This is a genomic window from Flavobacterium collinsii, from assembly GCF_902804485.1.
GTDB classification, from domain to species: domain Bacteria; phylum Bacteroidota; class Bacteroidia; order Flavobacteriales; family Flavobacteriaceae; genus Flavobacterium; species Flavobacterium collinsii.
In genome coordinates this window covers 185,309-201,993 of record NZ_CADCST010000077.1, presented here as the reverse complement: position 1 = coordinate 201,993, position 16,685 = coordinate 185,309, and the positions used below count along the sequence as shown (strand labels likewise).

Annotated in this window: 11 protein-coding genes and 1 tRNA gene; 4 read left to right on the top strand and 8 right to left on the bottom strand. The window is 33.2% G+C overall.

Translation table 11 applies throughout. The features are described from left to right. Window positions 1–722: 722 nt before the first annotated feature. A complete protein-coding gene (locus FLA105534_RS09600; RefSeq protein WP_173965900.1) occupies window positions 723–1,910 on the top strand; it encodes a TlpA disulfide reductase family protein in 1,188 nt (395 codons plus the stop codon). A 239-nt stretch (window positions 1,911–2,149) separates the two neighbouring features. Here the strand turns inward: FLA105534_RS09600 and FLA105534_RS09595 are convergent, their stop codons facing one another. From FLA105534_RS09595 to FLA105534_RS09585, 3 genes are all read right to left on the bottom strand, one after another. Continuing rightward, a complete protein-coding gene (locus FLA105534_RS09595; RefSeq protein ID WP_173965899.1) occupies window positions 2,150–2,620 on the bottom strand; it encodes a hypothetical protein in 471 nt (156 codons plus the stop codon). A gap of 2 nt (window positions 2,621–2,622) precedes the next feature. Then, window positions 2,623–5,823: a hypothetical protein gene (locus FLA105534_RS09590; RefSeq protein ID WP_173965898.1), complete on the bottom strand. Its 3,201-nt coding sequence runs from the start codon at window positions 5,821–5,823 to the stop codon at window positions 2,623–2,625. A gap of 621 nt (window positions 5,824–6,444) precedes the next feature. Beyond that, window positions 6,445–7,065, bottom strand: a complete 621-nt coding sequence (locus FLA105534_RS09585) for an NAD(P)H-dependent oxidoreductase (protein WP_173965897.1) — start codon at window positions 7,063–7,065, stop codon at window positions 6,445–6,447. A 78-nt stretch (window positions 7,066–7,143) separates the two neighbouring features. On the opposite strand from FLA105534_RS09585, the gene FLA105534_RS09580 reads away from it, so the two are divergent. Next, complete coding sequence (locus FLA105534_RS09580) at window positions 7,144–8,046, top strand: LysR family transcriptional regulator (protein ID WP_173965896.1); 903 nt, start codon at window positions 7,144–7,146, stop codon at window positions 8,044–8,046. Between the two features lie 140 nt (window positions 8,047–8,186). Here the strand turns inward: FLA105534_RS09580 and FLA105534_RS09575 are convergent, their stop codons facing one another. From FLA105534_RS09575 to FLA105534_RS09555, 5 genes are all read right to left on the bottom strand, one after another. After that, window positions 8,187–8,717 carry an endonuclease V gene (locus FLA105534_RS09575; RefSeq protein WP_246253206.1) on the bottom strand — a complete coding sequence of 177 codons (531 nt, stop codon included), beginning with the start codon at window positions 8,715–8,717 and terminating at the stop codon, window positions 8,187–8,189. A 1,087-nt stretch (window positions 8,718–9,804) separates the two neighbouring features. Further along, window positions 9,805–9,877, bottom strand: a tRNA-Met gene (locus FLA105534_RS09570). Between the two features lie 127 nt (window positions 9,878–10,004). After that, window positions 10,005–10,529, bottom strand: a complete 525-nt coding sequence (locus FLA105534_RS09565) for a DUF4269 domain-containing protein (RefSeq protein ID WP_173965895.1) — start codon at window positions 10,527–10,529, stop codon at window positions 10,005–10,007. Further along, complete coding sequence (locus FLA105534_RS09560) at window positions 10,526–12,052, bottom strand: ArnT family glycosyltransferase (RefSeq protein WP_173965894.1); 1,527 nt, start codon at window positions 12,050–12,052, stop codon at window positions 10,526–10,528. The genes FLA105534_RS09565 and FLA105534_RS09560 overlap by 4 nt, the downstream gene beginning before the upstream one ends. A 184-nt stretch (window positions 12,053–12,236) precedes the next feature. Next, a complete protein-coding gene (locus FLA105534_RS09555) occupies window positions 12,237–14,627 on the bottom strand; it encodes a TonB-dependent receptor domain-containing protein (RefSeq protein WP_173965893.1) in 2,391 nt (796 codons plus the stop codon). Window positions 14,628–14,767: 140 nt separating this feature from the next. Here FLA105534_RS09555 and FLA105534_RS09550 point away from each other — a divergent pair, with 140 nt between their 5' ends. After that, on the top strand, window positions 14,768–15,790 hold the full coding sequence (locus FLA105534_RS09550) for a sensor histidine kinase (RefSeq protein WP_173965892.1): 1,023 nt from the start codon (window positions 14,768–14,770) through the stop codon (window positions 15,788–15,790). Next, complete coding sequence (locus tag FLA105534_RS09545; RefSeq protein ID WP_173965891.1) at window positions 15,787–16,476, top strand: LytR/AlgR family response regulator transcription factor; 690 nt, start codon at window positions 15,787–15,789, stop codon at window positions 16,474–16,476. The genes FLA105534_RS09550 and FLA105534_RS09545 overlap by 4 nt, the downstream gene beginning before the upstream one ends. The last annotated feature ends 209 nt before the right edge of the window (window positions 16,477–16,685 follow it).

The following is a 16,685-nucleotide window of genomic DNA, read 5'->3' as shown; positions in this document are numbered from 1 at the left end:
TCTCTACTCATTTTAATATTTTAAACCTTTATAACGAGACTAGTCTTTGACATACATACTGCCGCACGAAAGGATTCGTGCGGGGGCGGGGTAGATGGAAAACCATTAGAATATGGAATTCATATGCCAGAAGTTAGATGCCAATCTCCAAAAGGCACACGAAATGGCGGATTTGGATTTAGAATCGCGAAAAATAAATAAAAAACTATTCGTAAAAGACCAAAATTGATTTGTGCAATAGGATTTAAAGGGGAAATAATTTAATGAGAGAATCAAGCTTAATTTAAAAGAAATGAGCCTTGTATATCGGATTCATTATTATCTAATTTTAATTATAAATTCGTCTAAACTTTTGGGAGCAGTCTATAGCAAAAAGCACTAATCATTATAATATGCTGCTTCCTTGTTTTTATATCATTTTAGGATAATATTATATGAATTAGAGATAATACAATATTAGAAAAAGAGATAAAGACATGAGATATTTGCTAACTTAATAGTTGTAAAAACAATTAAGTTTGAAAAATGCTAAAAGCAGGCTTTCTGGAAAAGAGATGGAGCTATTGATGGTGGAGGACCTGTTACCCCTAAAGGTTGTGGCGCCTGTTCTAGTTCGTATGACTGAGGATTAGGTTGTAATGCGTGCGATGGACGTTCCTGTTTTACGTTTAAATAGTTTTTGGCACTTCTTATGCAATAAATTAGGTTTAAAAATAATGTACATGAAATTAAAATTTTCAATTTTCTTTTTAGTTCTTCCATTTATAATGGTAGCGCAGCACAATTTTGTGCTAAATGGTGTCTGCTCCCAAAAAGCGAACAAAAAAAAAATTTATTTGACATATAAGGTCAACGGCGAGAGCATTACCAAATCTTCAGAGATTTATAACAATAAATTTGTATTTAAAGGGGAAATTGATTTCCCGGTTAAAGCAATTATTTCTACTGACTCTAGATTTTATATGACAAACTTAAATTCAAAAATAATTTATTTGGAGCCGTCCACAATGAGTGCTAAACTCGATATTGATGATTTGAATACTATAGTAATAAATGGTTCTAAAACGAACGATGAATTTTATGCATTGCAAAATACAGCGGAAAAGGAAAAAATTCACAAAAAAATTGATTCTATCAGAGAATTGAGTAGATTTTATTCTGTTAAAATGACTGCAACTAGTGATAATTCTTTAAAAATTCAATTTCAAAAGAGTTTAGATTCGCTCGATCAACAGTTGGATCAATGGGTGGATCAAAATATAAAAATAAATAGGCAATCGGATTTTGAATTTATAAAAAAAAATCCAAATTCATTTATAGCACCTGACTTATTAGATCACTTATTAGCAGAAGAGGATAATCAAATTCCATATGATACAATTAGAAATTTATACGATAAATTAGGGTTAGCAGTAAAAAAATCTTACAGCGGAAAACAATTGGCCGAAAAATTAAGTTATTTTAAAAATAGTAGAATTGGAAACTTAGCCCCTGATTTTGAGGTAAATGATTTGAATGCTAACTTGTTGCGACTTAGCTCATATAAAAACAGCAAATATGTGCTTCTTGATTTTTGGGCAAGTTGGTGTGGCCCTTGCAGAGAAGATTTTCCTTTTCTAAAAGAAATGTACTCTAAATATCAAGACAAAGGCTTTGAAATTATAAGTGTTACAAAGGATGAAAAACTAGATTTGTGGAGAACTACAATACAAAAAGAAAATATTGAAAAATGGAAACATTTTTCAATCAAAGAAAACAAAAGCACAATTGAAAACACCTATGCGGTAACAGGAATTCCAGTAAAAATCTTAATCGATAAAGATGGAAATATCATCGGCAGATGGATAGGCAGCAGTGTAGAAATCAAAGCAGAAATCGAAAATATGATTACTGGAATATTTCACAACTAATAGATAATATATACCTGATAATACCTTAAAATAATAAATAATCATAAGTAAATCCTATTCATTTCTTTCCCCCGCTACCGCACGAATCCTTTCGTGTGGTACGTTCTACTTGCACTCTTAGAATTACGGAATTTATAGTTTTTACTCATTTTTAATATTTTAAACCTTTATAACGAAACTAGGCCTTGATATACGTACTGCCACACGAAAGGATTTGTGTGGGAGCCTGGGGACCAACCTTATTTTTTCTTTCTTTTAGGAAATAATTGGGCAAAAACATCGTCGACCTTTTTATCAAACTCTTCGGTGTATTTTATACTCCGGTTAAAATAATTTTCATCATTTTTTTCAAATATTGCACTTATCATCTCTGATGGAGCTTCTCTTAAACTTTCTCTTTTATATTTTGTAATGACAGGTTCGTTTATTGCAAAACTATCTGATTTGATTCCCGTAAAGCCCCATTCTCCACCATATTTTTGCATAAAAGCTTCTCCTAGATAGGCTATAAATTGCTTTTTATTTTCAATAGTAAAAGAATCATTCTCTACTAATTGAATAAAATATCTTGAAATTAACCTAATCTCTTCTTCTTCATAAGTTAGCCTTTCTTTTTTTAGTACATTCTGTAGTTTTAAATTGTAGCTAGGTATATTATCTATGAAAAGACGAAAATCTTTTTCGTCTTTCAGTGTATTATATTTTTCCATTTTTATAAATTGTTATAATTAATAAAATCAAATTTATCTTTGCCAAAAGTATCTCTCAAAAGTTCAAGCTTCTTAATCATATTGATATCAGCCCCATCAAACAAATGCCATTCTATTTTGTTAACAGGCACATTTTGTCTTCTTAATATTTCAATGTCTTTTCTTAATTGATTTTCTATAAATTCAGAACTTTTTAATTTCCCTGATTTAATTTCTTTAGCAACTCCGTCAATCAAATTATCAACTTTTCTAATCTCTCCATTGAATTTAAATGTTTTTGGGACTCCTCCTTCTAAAAGTTGAAATTCTTCTTCTGTCAATTTTCCAATTTCTCTGTTTTTGTATAAGGTTCTGTATTTTGCTTCCCAATCAACTTTACTCAAGGCTAAATCGCCTGCTCTATTTTTATATTTACTAAAAGCATCATCCATTTTTTTAGCAAAATCAGGAGTTTTCATAAGTTTCTCAATATCATCAAGCTTTTTCTTTATGGCATCTTTTACCGCTTCGCCTGTTTCCTTAACTCCCTTCTTCTTAACCGCATTAACAACCTCCTCAACAAAATTAACTCCTTTTTTTATTTTACCAACTGCCGCTGCGCCACCTGTAACGACAACCGTTCCTATAGCTACTATATCCTTACCCGTTTGGTGTTCTATTTTGGGTAAAGGCTGGTTTTTGTATAAATCTTTTCGCTCTTCATAAAAGCCTTTCATGGCTTCCTTAAAACTAAAATCGCTAAAAGCCTCATTGATTTTAGTTCTTGTTGTGCTGTTTGTCGTATAGTCTACAACAATACTTATCAGTAACGGAATGCTTTTTATTTCATCAAGAGCTCCGTCTATGAGTCCTGCATCAAGAGCCTGTATTTTGTATTTACTGCTGGCAAAGTCTTTGTTGACAGGATTCCAAAAACTTTCGGGAAGTTCAATTTTATTGATTAAATCCTGAAAAGTTTTATTGAGATATGTTGTTGCCTTAAAAATTTCACCTCCCCAGTCGGTTGCATTTTGGGCTTCATCAAGAGAATTATTTAAAGCTTCGGTATATAAAGCTTTAATTTCTTCAATATCCTCTGGTTTTATTCCTTTAAAAAAGTTATTGGCAAAATTTACTTTATACCCTAATTTATTGTTTTTTAAATCATAGTGATTATAGATAACAATCCCATCTGTTGGATTGTCGACCAAGCTTTTTGCTTTTTCTAATTCTTCTTTTGTAGAACTAGAGGTAGTGATGACAAAAGTGTATTTTTTGTCAGATACAATTGTACTGTACGTTTCTAGGAAATTAGTGTCGGTAGTTTTAAAGTTAAAAACACCATTACCGTCAATCTGTTTAATTTGTACTGCTCCGTTATTAACTGCCAAGGGCAGTAATCCCTGAAAATAGCGATCAGACTCTCTATTGCCTTTACCTGCTTTAATGCCAAGTCTGTCTGCTATTTCTTTTATTTTTTCATGCGCACTATTTATTGCTTGTTTTGCAGTTTCAATTTTATTTTCCTGCTCTTTACTTACCTCTTTTTCGTTCCCGCTGTCCTTCTCTTCTGCCTTCAGTTTTTCAGCTTCGGTAATAGCTTCTTTTCCTTTTTGAGCTATTTCACCTTGCTCAGTGGTTTCCTTAATGATTTCATCTGCTTCTTCCTTGGTAAGTTTTCCGCTTTCGATTTGCTTTTTTACTGCTTCTTTTATATCATTAATTAAAGATTCAATACTGACAAAAGCATTAGTTGTATTTGAAATATTTACCGGATTGTAATTAGTTTCGACAACTCCGTTGATTAATTGATAATCGGTATTGATGGTGATATTATCAAATTTAACGGAGATTTTAGTTTCATTTAAATAAGGAACAACGATAAAACCTTTTCCTGAATAAGGACCAGGTCCTTTTTTTAGTTGTAAAATGGTTACGGAGAAATCACCTGCTGTAAAAGTTTCGCCCGCAAGTAAGTTTTCAAGAGGTTTTTTATTTTGGATGCTAATTTTTGAAATAATCCCACAGTTGTAACCTGCAATGGATTTTTCCTTTTTAGGAAGTATAAAAGTATTAGTGTTAGAATACGTGTAACTCTGAATGCCCTCTGCTTCGGATGTACAACTTGACCCTACTCGAAATTCATATCCAATTTCGGTTTCCAGATTACTTAATAATGTTTGTGTATTCTGAGTATATATGGGAAACCATTCGAATGTTTTTTCTTTCTCTCTTCTTTTTTTGTCCGTTGTTACAATTGCCTTTTTTCTGTATTGAACCTGATACTTGGTATGGTCCGGAGTGCCCTGCCAGCTTATTTTTACGCTGCTTGAGCTCACTGTTTCAGACAGGGTAAATGACGGTGCATTACACTTTTGAGTGTATTTAAACGAATAAATCTCACTATAGCCATCGTTTTTAAAAACCGCATTTTCCGACAGTCCGGTAGTTGAAATAGCACGTACCCGCCAGGCATAACGCATACCGGGAGTCAGGATTGGCATACTTAAATTATAAAGCAATGCAGTTCCAAATAATGTCTCTTCATACAAAATAGGTGACATCTGAAACCCAAACTGCGGGTCTAATGTGGGGTCAAAAAGCTGTTTTAACTCAAATTTATACGATATGTTAGTGGCATTCCTCTGACGTGGTGTCCAGGTAAAGAGAATATTTGGAAATTCGGTTGAAGCAATTTGTTCGTTACGTAGGGGTGTATTCAATAACGGAGGGTCATTTAAAATCAGATACAAACTGGTGCAGCTTTTTTGTGAAATCCTTTGGTTGGTTACAAAATCGTATAATTCAAAACAAAAGTTGTACATCCCCTCGGGCAAACCATTGGCATACTGAATAGCAGAAATTCCCTGTAGGTTCTCTAACCTGAAAAGAGCCGAGATATCGGTATTGGTATGGGTTTGTAACTCTCCGCCGTTTATAAAAATGGGACGTTGCCCTAGTATGTAATCACTGCTTTGTATGTTGAGTCCGTTACCTTGAATGTACAATTTCAAACGCACCTGTCGCTGCGAGATGGTAATGTCCATTGGATTGATCAGCAATCGCATTTTAGTATCCATACTAGTTGCATAGTCGGATATTTTAACACTATACGGACTGTTGAAAACCGGAGTCATCTGAACCGGAAACAATTGAGCATGTCCTGTTGCATTCACAAGCAGCAACAGCACAAATAAGGATAGGGCATGAAAAAGATGCTTCATTTTTTTAATTAACATGTAATATTCTATTGTTTTGATAAGCAAAAAAGATGTAAAGCGAGATTCGTTTTGTGGTTTTTATCTCTGAGTCTTTTTTTTTTGAGTTATTTCAAAAAGTGTTTTGTCGTAAACTGGGGGTTTGTTTTATACAATTTTTACCAAAAACTATTTTAAGATTCAATAGGGAAAATAGCAGGGTATGTACAAAATCAAATTTAGTACGGCTTTGGTTTTGGAAGTTTTTTATGAGTTAAAACTTATTTAAGTGCAAGGGTAGCTTAATTTTAACTTAATAACAATACCCGATTTCGGTGATTTTTTGGAGATGTTATGAATTTTAACATTTCACTACGGGATTGTTTTTGGCGAAGTCTTTTGAGGTTGCAGTGTGAACTATAATCAAAGAAGTTAAAACTGTATGAGTATACTACCCTGCTTTTGCACGAATCCTCTCGTGTGGTACGTTCTACTTGCACTCTTAGAATTACGAAATTTATAGTTTCTACTCGTTTTTAATATTTTAAACTTTTATAACGAAACTAGGCCTTGACATACATACTGCCGCACGAAAGGATTCGTGCGGGAGCGGGGATGCTAACTGAGCGAGATGCTGAAACATTAGTATTAATTTGGAAACCATCTATCAATCAAAGTTTTTATTTCCAATTTCGCATTTTCAAGAATTGAATTTAATTGGTCTCTATTTTGGTCAACCCCAAAAGCTGAAATTTGTTCTGAAGAGATACCCATAAAATCAAAATTTTGTTTTATTGTAGATGAAGCAAATTCCTTGATATTATCGGAATTATTGTAATCGAATCCACTAACAATTATGGATAGCGCTTTTTTATCTTTACAAAGACCACTAAAGCCTGTTTCAGGGCTAAAAGAAAATGTCTTGTCACTAACTACAATAGCATCTATCCAGGCCTTTACGGTTGCTGGCATTGTAAAATTGTAAATAGGAAAAGCCAATACAATATTATCAACTGCAATAACTTCATCTATAAGTTTATGATGATTAGATAGAGTTAAGAGTTCTATTTCTGAAAAATCTTTTTTACCCATATTCCATTCCATTATTAAATTCAAATTTTTCTCTAATAATAATTCTGGTGGAGTTTCAGCTAAATTTAGATGTTTTATTTCTGTTTTTCCTTTTGCTAGTTCCACAAACTCATCAAATAAAATTTGGGTGTAAGAACCTTTTCTGGGTGCATAGTTTATTACTAATGTTTTTGTCATCTTCTTTTTTTTTACAAAGATAGAGTCAATGCATTGATAATTTTAATTATTTTTGTTTGCTTATTTATAATATATGTTATGATTAATTTAGAATGGTTGAGAACTTTTAGCGCTATATATGAATGTAAAAATATAACAGAAGCTTCAAAAAAATTAAATATGACTCAACCTGGAGTTAGTAAACATTTATCTGCCCTGGAAAGCCATATTGGAAAAAAACTATTTGAAAGAACTACTCGGAAATTAGCACCTACCGAATATGGAAAATTTTTATATTCACAAATTAATAATCCATTAAGTGAATTAGAAAAAGTAGAATATTATTCAAGTCAAAGAACAAAAAAACAACGATCTGCAATAACAATTGGTTGTACCACAGATTTTTTCAGGAAAGAATTAATACATCACATTTATGCATTTGACATGTATATAGTGACCCAGTTTGGAAATGAAAAAGAATTGGTTGAAGCTCTTGAAATGGAAAAAATCCAATTATTGGTTGGAATAAAAAAACACGATACTTACGACCATCAATTCACATATTTAAAGAATGAAGAGTTAGAATTAATTTGCTCCAATTCTATTGTTATTCCAGAGAATATCGAAGAAAATGATAGGCAATTCAGCACATGGCTACAAAAACAAACTTGGTTTGCATATGACAATAACCAAAATGATATAAAAAAGTTTTGGGATTCTAGATTTAATACTAATCCTAGAATAGTTCCAAGATATATTTTACCCTCTTATTTGGATATAATAGAAACTTTAAAAAACAATAGCGGATTTAGTATAGTTCCAAAACATTTATGTGATGAAGAGTTAGACAAAAAATTAATTAAAACACCAATTAAGTCTCTTAAAATAATAGAGCAAAAACTATTTTATTCATTCAAGCTGAAGAATAATAACTTGAAAGAAATTAACCTTTTTATAGAGAAGATGAAAAAAACTAATTTATCCGATCGCTCCAATATGTAGACAACTATAGCGCAGATTTGCAATCTGTGTCCGCAAAGAGAATCAGAAAGGTATAAATAAAAAAAACTCCAGATTTCTCTGAAGCTTTTTGTCTTAGTAGCAGGAAGCATTCAAATAGCTAGCCAGCTTATAAAGTATTCTTATAGAGTTATTTGTATTTCTTTTGTCAGCCTGTCTAATTCTTTTAGTAAGGTAGGAAATCTAAATTCTCCCGCCATACTTTCGACTTTTGTAAATGCATCGTCCAAATCGATACCGATTGAAGTAATAAAAAGAGGTTTTTTACTATCGCCTCTAAATAAGCTTTTTTTGTCTTTATTTAGTGATGCAAAATTAGTTTTGGCAACACCAATTATTGGAATTTTCTGGTTTAGTTTTTCATATAGATATCCTCCTAAACCATATTTTTTATCATCATCCAGATAAATATATCCATCCACAATAATCGCGTCAATATTTTCTAGTTTCATCTTTTGTAAAAGACTTAAAATGCATGGTAATTCTCTTCGATAAAATTCTCCTGGGATATAGTCTTCGATATTGTCAATTATTTCTGAATGTACTTTGTAATCTTTGTCTTGATTCCATTGATTAAATTCAATACAAACGGTTTTGGCTTTTCCGTCAAAATAATAAGTGTCAAATGCTAAAAGCACAAAATTTTCTATCATAATTCTATTGGTTTTATTGTGTCAAAGGTACTTAATGTGTGCGGTATTATTGGATAAGTGAAAAATTTAGCTATTGTTAATATTCTCTTTATCATAAAGCAATTTAGGAGTGAAAATACTAGCTTTTTACAATCTCAAAGTTTTTTTTATTTTCTTAAAATTCTTTAGTTGCAAAAGATTTAATGTACAGCTTTCCTTATAAGATACAAGTGCTTGCAACTTGCTGCTCTGAAAGAGCTCTGGCAATAACATGGTGCGAAGTACCATGAATAATGATGATGCTTCTTTAAGCCCTGTAAGGGCGAAAGCCTAACCCAAGAAGCATGTGTCTTATTTTATGACATTTCCGAAAGTTAGCAACTTTTAATCAAGATCTTATGTTTTATTTATAACTGCTTATGCCCTTTCAGGGCAATATGATTCATTATCTTACTTTATAGTGCGTTGCACTATTTTTATGCTTTTGGGCTTTCAGCCCTTTTTAAACATTTCAAATATTTATACCGAAAGAGAACACTAATTATAAAATCAGCTGTAATAAAATGATTTCTTAAATGAAGAGCTGAAATCGTTGATAAAAGGAATAACTTCTATCAACCCCACAACATTTTGTATTGATCCATCTTTTTTGCTTAATCCCCAACTTTTGAACCTGATCCGGAACAGGACTCGAACCTGTGTCCGCCGCGGCGGATATGAGCCCACCAATTTACGTTTTGAAATAAAAAAAAACACCAACTTGTTGAAGTGGTGTTTTACTTAGTAGCGGGAACAGGACTCGAACCTGTGTCCGCGGCGGCGGATATGAGCCCACCAGTTTTCGTTTTGAAATAAAAAAAAACACCACTTGTTGAAGTAGTGCTTTACTTAGTAGCGGGAACAGGACTCGAAGCTGTGTCCGCCGCGGCGGATATGAGCCCACCAGTTTTCGTTTTGAAATAAAAAAAACACCACTTGTTGAAGTGGTGTTTTACTTAGTAGCGGGAACAGGACTCGAACCTGTGTCCGCCGCGGCGGATATGAGCCCACCAGTTTTCGTTTTGAAATAAAAAAAAACACCACTTGTTGAAGTGGTGTTTTTACTTAGTAGCGGGAACAGGACTCGAACCTGTGACCTTCGGGTTATGAGCCCGACGAGCTGCCTACTGCTCTATCCCGCGATGTTTCGGGTGCAAAGATACACAGTAAATACGGTTATGCAAAGAAATTTCGAAATTATTTTTAAATATGTGAATTTTAATTTTAAGTGACTGGTATTTAGTTGTTTGTGTTTTTGGCTAAAGTGGTTTAAATCTCATACTTTAGTAGTTCTGAGTATGGATCTCCTTTTAAACCTAATAAAAAAGCAAAAGCAGGTTCCGTTTTGTAACCGTTTTGTTTGAGTTTGACGATCTCTAATCGGAAATTTTCGCCTTTTGATTGCAGAATTTGATACTCTATAACCATGTGGCGATACGCATTCTGTTCTTTGGTTGGAATATTTTGCCCAAAGATCTCAATTTCAAAAGAGGCTATTTTAAAATTTGCAATAATAGATTCTTGATTATCAATTAGTGCTTCCCTGATGGTATAGTTGTCTTTACTTCCGAAGGTAATGTTGAGTTTCTCCACAAATTCAACCTTGTTTTTCCAATAACAAATAATGTCCAGGTCACTATTTTCAATATCGATATGAATTGGGATCGTGCCTGCCAAAATTGGATCAAATTCAGCGAGGTCATCCAAAATCTTATATTGGGTAAGGATTTCATAAGTCTGAATTTGTCTGCTGTTTCCGTTTTTTAGATAGTCGATAGTGGTAAAATCGGTCATTTACTATAATTCGTTTCTTCTTTAATTTCAGCTTTGAGTCTTTTGTTGATGTCAATTTTGGCATTTGTGAAAACAAAAATAGTGGCTCCAGACTCTCTGGCATATTTATTAGTGATTTCGCCTCCAATACGGGAAGACTCAAAGAAAGGACTGGTTTCTTCAAGCTCAGCAGTTCTTTCCCAATAGTTTTTAACTCTGATGACGTTTTTGTAGGGCACATCAAGAACAAACCAATTGACATAATCGGCGTTAAAAGAAACGGCTTTGATTCCTTTTTTAGAGTAATAGTTTATGGCTCCGGCCTGTCCGTAATTATCACAAAGTACCAGAGTTGTTTCGGGATTCGGAATTAAGGCATAAAGAGAATCTGTTTTGCGGGCGAGCTCTTTCCAGCCCAGCATATCGGCAAAATCTTGTGGCAGCGCATGCTCTTTTCCATCTTCCCATTGAAGCATTCCCATTTTTCTGTATGCTTCTGGATTTTTTATGATATACTCTGGACTTTTATTAGGGAAAGCCAAGTCGTACATAGGTATAAAAAATAATATTGGAATGATGATGAAAATGGGTTTCAGATAACGTTTCCAGCCTGTTTGTAGTGCCTGAGAAAGAAAAACAGCTCCAAAAGCGATATAAACAGGATATAAACCAATAGCATAATAGGCTTTGGCTTTGAAATACAGAAAAACGATCAGTGTAAAGATTATCGAAGCAAAAAAGAATCTATATTTTTCGAAAGGTTTGTAGAACAGTAAGGCGTACAAAGCAGCAAGAAGAACAAAGAAAGAACCGATAAAAAATAATAATTGTTTTTTCAAAAATTCCATTCGATCTACATTAACGAGCTGTGTTTCGGCGAGTTCTTTCATGTGATGCACAATAGGGAAGTGGTTGTTGTATTGCCATAAAAGATTAGGTAAAATCAGTAACACTCCTAAAAGCAGTGCCCAATAGAGTTTTTTTTCAACAAATATTTTTCTTTGTTTGGATAACAAAAGAGCCGGTAAGAGGCCGATAAGAAGAAACAGTATATTGTATTTATTTAGAAAACCGAAGGCGAAAACGACAGCACCAATGTAAAACCATTTTTTGTTTTCGGTAGTAACGTATTGAATGATCACATAATAAAAAGAAGTCCAGCATAAGATGTCTAACGAATTTGGCTGGTACAGTATATTGATCCGCAACAGCGATGAAAACAAAACGCAGGTAGAACCTAAAATCAGAGCGTATAAATTTCCTTTCAACGTTTCAATAGTTTTCCAGACCACCACAAGTGTCAAAGCTCCAAAAAGAACCGGGAAAAACTTCACCCAAAAAATCGAATTTCCAAGTAAAAGAATAAGATAAGAAACCCAGGAAGTAACCGGAGGAACCGATAAATAGCCCCATGCCAAATGATGTGCCTGATCAAGATGCAAGTATTCGTCGCGTTGCAAATCATATTCAGGACTTATTAAAATATATTGCAGTATAAATTTTAAGGCGATAAACCCTAGCAAGATGGCAGTTTTTTTGGTCATGGTAGTTTTTGGTTTTTTAAGCGGTAATTTTCGGGTCTACTGTTTCTTCTCTAATCGTTTAAATTTAAGGCTAATATAAGTTTATTTTAGATGGAGGACAAAAAGAGCTTTTTGAAGTTTGGACTAAACGCATAAAAAAAGCTTCAGATATTTTCTGAAGCTTTGTATGAAGTTCGAAACACATTTAGTTGGCTCTGCTTCTTTCTTCTTCATTTCCAAAATCTCTTTGTTTGGATTTGATGTTTTGATTACCGAATTTATAACTCAGCGAAATTCGGAAACCTCTACTGTCACTATAGCTTTTTACATTAGTCTTAATATCGTTTGAACTATAGGAAATCAATGGTTTTTGCGCATTCAGTAAATCTTCGCCAATGATGGTAACCGAAAGATTTTTGTTGAAAGTTAATAGCTTAACCGAAATGTCAAGAATATTCAAAGTCGAAATATTAAAAATTTGATAACGGCCCGGCAGTTGTAAACCATAGTTTAATCCAATAAATAGTGTTTTGTTACTGTTTAGGGTAAAATCATTATTGCTGTAAATGTATCCGTTATAGCCATCGATGGACTGAATAAAATTGGTTTTTGATTTTACATTTTGATAGTTTAAATTGAATCCGGTAAAACTGTTCCACCAGGACCATTTATTGAAATTGTATGAAGTAGAAAGTCCAATTTGGTACGTATTAGCATAGTTTAAAGGAGTGTTTCTGGTAACATTTGTATCCGGATCGATGATCGATAATTCCTGTCCAAAATCTGAAACCTGAGAAAAATAAACAGAACTTACCCATTTTTGATTTCGGATAAACGAAAACTCAAAATTATCAATCAGTGAAGGTTTCAAATACGGATTCCCTTCTGAATAATAATATGGACTTGTTTTAATGACAAAAGGATTTAAATAGTCAAAATCAGGTCTGCGGATTCTTCGGCTGTAGTTTAAGGAGAAAGAATTACTTTCATTAGGAACATACGTCAAATAGGCCGTTGGGAATAATTTTACATAATTGTTGGTATTGGTTTGATTCAGATTTTCAGAATAACCTTTGGTTTGTGTCGCTTCGATACGTAAACCAATTTGTGTCTCCCATTTTGAATTTATTTTTTTACTTCCCGAAAAATACAAGGCCTGATTGTACTCTTTATAATTAAAAACATTCGATTGATTGGTATTGAAAACCGGTGTTCCGCTTTCGTTATCATAAACAACCAGATTATTATCTGTATTAGTATGGAAAGTTTTCGCTCCAAAACTAATGTTTGCCCAGTCGTACGGTAAAGAAACATCGATATTGGCCGAGTAATTTTTGATGGTATTGACATTGGAATTCGTTGAAGAGAAAAAACCTCCGGGAATCTTATTTTTACTACTGTCTAATTCATTCCCTGAAAAGAAACGGGAGTCATTTTTGTTATAATCAAAATAATCCAGGTCCATTGATATGTTTTTTCCTAAGCTGTCTATTGCAACCGAATTATGAAAGTTAACCGCATTCATTTTTGGATTGTTTTCACCATTTGCGTTCGACGTAATATAAGAATCTGCCATTCCGTTAGCATTATTGAATCTGGTAGTAAATGGGTTGTTTGAGTTCACTTTATCTGTAAAACTGCCCAGATATTTTAGTCCACTGCTCCATTTGTCAGTTACTTTATAATCAAAACCAAGACCTAAGCTCAGTACATCTGTGGTCGATTTATTTTTAAGTTCTTGCTTCCAGGTTTCATTGGTATAAAAAATAGAACTTTCAGAAGAAGTCAGTAATTTTTGTTTCCCTTTGCTAACAGTAGCTTGTACCGAAAGCTTATCGTGATCGTACGTAAAAAGTCCGTTTACGTTTCCGCCTGCGTATGTTTTTTGCGTGTAGGAAGTTCCAATATTGGCATTCCATGAATTGGCTTTTGCTTTTTTCAATTTAATATTAATAAGACCGCTATTGCCTTCAGCGTCATATTTTGCCGGAGGTGTCGTAATAACTTCAATACTCTTAATATTATCAGAAGGAATTGATTTAAGAAAAGCTGCCAAATCTTCCTGAGGCATTCTTTGCAAACGATCGTCAATCATTACTAAAATTTCCCCTTTACCTACAATCGAAATCGCTTCATTTTGAACTCTTACAGTAGGTGTTGCTTTTAAAGCATCTAAAGCCGTTCCGCCAGTAGCCGTTACCGAATTTTCGACATTAAAAACAAGTCGATCGACTTTTTGTTCAATCAGTTTTTTTCTTGATTTTAAAGTCACGCCGTCAAGTTGTACCGATTCTTTAATTTCAATCGTGCCCAGATCGGTATTTTGATCTATTGTAATTTCACGGTTCATGAATTCTGTACCAAATTGCTCCAGTATGAAACGGTAATTTCCTTTTGGAGCTTTCAGAATAAAATTCCCCAGGCTGTCTGTTGAAGCCTGAGCGGTTAAAGTTTTTTGTTGGTTTAATAAACCGCTGATCACAAATTCAAGGGCTAATTTATTTTGATTGATCACTTTTCCTTTAACTTCATATTCCTGACCAAAAGAATACGTCTGATACAAAAAGGCAAGTACTAAAAGGCTAATGTTTTTCATGGTTTTTAAATTAATTACCCTGCAAAACTGCGCTGAAAAAAGACCGTAAAGAACTTTTATCGACAAACCCCTGTGATTAATCTACAAACCCGGCTTTAGACTTTTTAATGAATGTATATCTTTGAAAAAAAAACGAAACGATGTATAAAGGAACATTATCAAAAAGAGTAGAAGTGTTTATTCATATCATATATTGGCTTTTGATGGGGTATTTCACATTTGTTAAAAATCTAATCCAGAGCAAAAACTTCATTCCGGATCTGTTTCTTTCAACGTATATGATTGTGTTTGTGCTAACCTTTTATTTTCATTATTTTGTGGTGATGAAATTGGTTTTTAAATCCTTTCAGTGGAAAAGATTTTTTGTGGGAGTATTGGTTTCGTACTTGTTTTTTACGGGGTCACGATGGTTGTTGGAACAGGTGATAAGCGATGTTTTATTTCATCGAATCAATTACACCAATCCAACTTTCTTTAAGTATATGGAGGATAATCTGCATTACAGCAGTATGCCTGTAATTTTAAGTTCACTGCTTTGGTTTGTTATTTATTTTATCCGTTTGCTGGAGTACAATCAGGTTATTCTGGAAGAAAACAAAAACACCGAAATCAAATTTCTGAAAGCACAGATCAATCCGCATTTTATATTTAATACACTCAACAATATTTATTCGATGGTTTATTTTCAATCGGATAAATCGTTGGCTGCCATCGAAAAACTAAGTCAGATTATGCGTTTTACGACCTACGAATCTCAAAAAGAAAAGATAAAACTGGCCGATGAAATCGAGTATATAAAAGCCTATATAGAGCTCGAACAATTAAGGCATCAGGAAAGTGCTTTTATTGATTTCAGAATTGAAACCGAAAATATTTCTGAAGAAATTCCGCCTTATATTTTATCTCCGTTAATTGAAAATGCCTTAAAACATGGTGTTACATCTAACGAAAAACCAATTATAATCGAGCTGCGCTTAGAAGATCAAAAACTCAATTTTAAAGTGATAAATGATATCGCCATACAAAAGAAAGATAAATTGGGAGGTATTGGATTAAGTAATTTAAGAAAGAGACTGGAAATTCATTATCCGCAAAAACATCAGATAAAAGTAGTAAATCAAAACAACCAGTTTACAGCTGAACTTGAAATAGAATTAAGATGAAGAAAATAAATTGTATCATATTAGACGACGAACCTTTTGCAGTAAGGTTAATGGCAGATTATGCTTCTAAAGTACCTAGATTAAACGTTTTGTATGCCGATTCAGACGTTTTTAAAGCCATCGAAATACTGAACAATGAAGTGGTTGATTTGGTGTTTATAGACATTCAAATGCCACAGCTAACCGGAATTGAATTAATGCAGATGTTCAATCAGAAACACAACTTCATCATTACCTCTGCGTATCCGGATTATGCTTTAGATGTTTTTCAGTTCCATGTTATAGATTATTTACTCAAACCAATTGTTTTCAATCGTTTTTATCAGAGTGTTGAAAAATTTATCCGTTGGCAGGAAACCTTTCAAAACCAGCAAACTGAAGATTTTCTATTTGTAAAAGCCGACCGGAAGCATCATAAAATAGCAACCGAAAACATCCTTTATATTGAAGGCCTCAAAGACTATATTCGCATTCATACGAAAGGGGAGAAAATTATGGTTCTGGAAAACATGAAGGATATTTTGGAAAAGCTTCCTGTAAATCAATTTGTTCGAATTCATCGCTCCTATATAATCCCAAAAAGTAAAATAAAGGTTATTGATGGAAATCAGATACAACTCACCAGTGGAGAACAGCTTCCCGTTGGTGAAACCTATCGAAAGTTAGTCAGTGACTGGCTAAGTTAGCAGTAAATAAAAATATTGAACTGTACTAAATAGATTAAAGAGGTACAGTATATGAATTTTAAAACCAGTGAATTAAGCTCACTGGTTTTTTTATACCCAAAATGAAGAATTTTCATTTTTAAACTTAAATGCGGTCTTTTAGTAGTATAGAAAGTTATTAGAATCATTTAAAACCAGTTGCTGATTTGTATCAGATGCATTTTGAAACT

Bases quoted from the DNA above. Each gene is read 5' to 3' on its own strand.
- FLA105534_RS09575 (WP_246253206.1), bottom strand. From the start codon at position 8,717: ATGATAGAAAATTTTGTGCTTTTAGCATTTGACACTTATTATTTTGAC.
- FLA105534_RS09585 (WP_173965897.1), bottom strand. From the start codon at position 7,065: ATGACAAAAACATTAGTAATAAACTATGCACCCAGAAAAGGTTCTTAC.
- FLA105534_RS09590 (WP_173965898.1), bottom strand. From the start codon at position 5,823: ATGAAGCATCTTTTTCATGCCCTATCCTTATTTGTGCTGTTGCTGCTT.
- FLA105534_RS09555 (WP_173965893.1), bottom strand. From the start codon at position 14,627: ATGAAAAACATTAGCCTTTTAGTACTTGCCTTTTTGTATCAGACGTAT.
- FLA105534_RS09595 (WP_173965899.1), bottom strand. From the start codon at position 2,620: ATGGAAAAATATAATACACTGAAAGACGAAAAAGATTTTCGTCTTTTC.
- FLA105534_RS09600 (WP_173965900.1), top strand. From the start codon at position 723: ATGAAATTAAAATTTTCAATTTTCTTTTTAGTTCTTCCATTTATAATG.
- FLA105534_RS09565 (WP_173965895.1), bottom strand. From the start codon at position 10,529: ATGACCGATTTTACCACTATCGACTATCTAAAAAACGGAAACAGCAGA.
- FLA105534_RS09545 (WP_173965891.1), top strand. From the start codon at position 15,787: ATGAAGAAAATAAATTGTATCATATTAGACGACGAACCTTTTGCAGTA.
- FLA105534_RS09550 (WP_173965892.1), top strand. From the start codon at position 14,768: ATGTATAAAGGAACATTATCAAAAAGAGTAGAAGTGTTTATTCATATC.
- FLA105534_RS09580 (WP_173965896.1), top strand. From the start codon at position 7,144: ATGATTAATTTAGAATGGTTGAGAACTTTTAGCGCTATATATGAATGT.
- FLA105534_RS09560 (WP_173965894.1), bottom strand. From the start codon at position 12,052: ATGACCAAAAAAACTGCCATCTTGCTAGGGTTTATCGCCTTAAAATTT.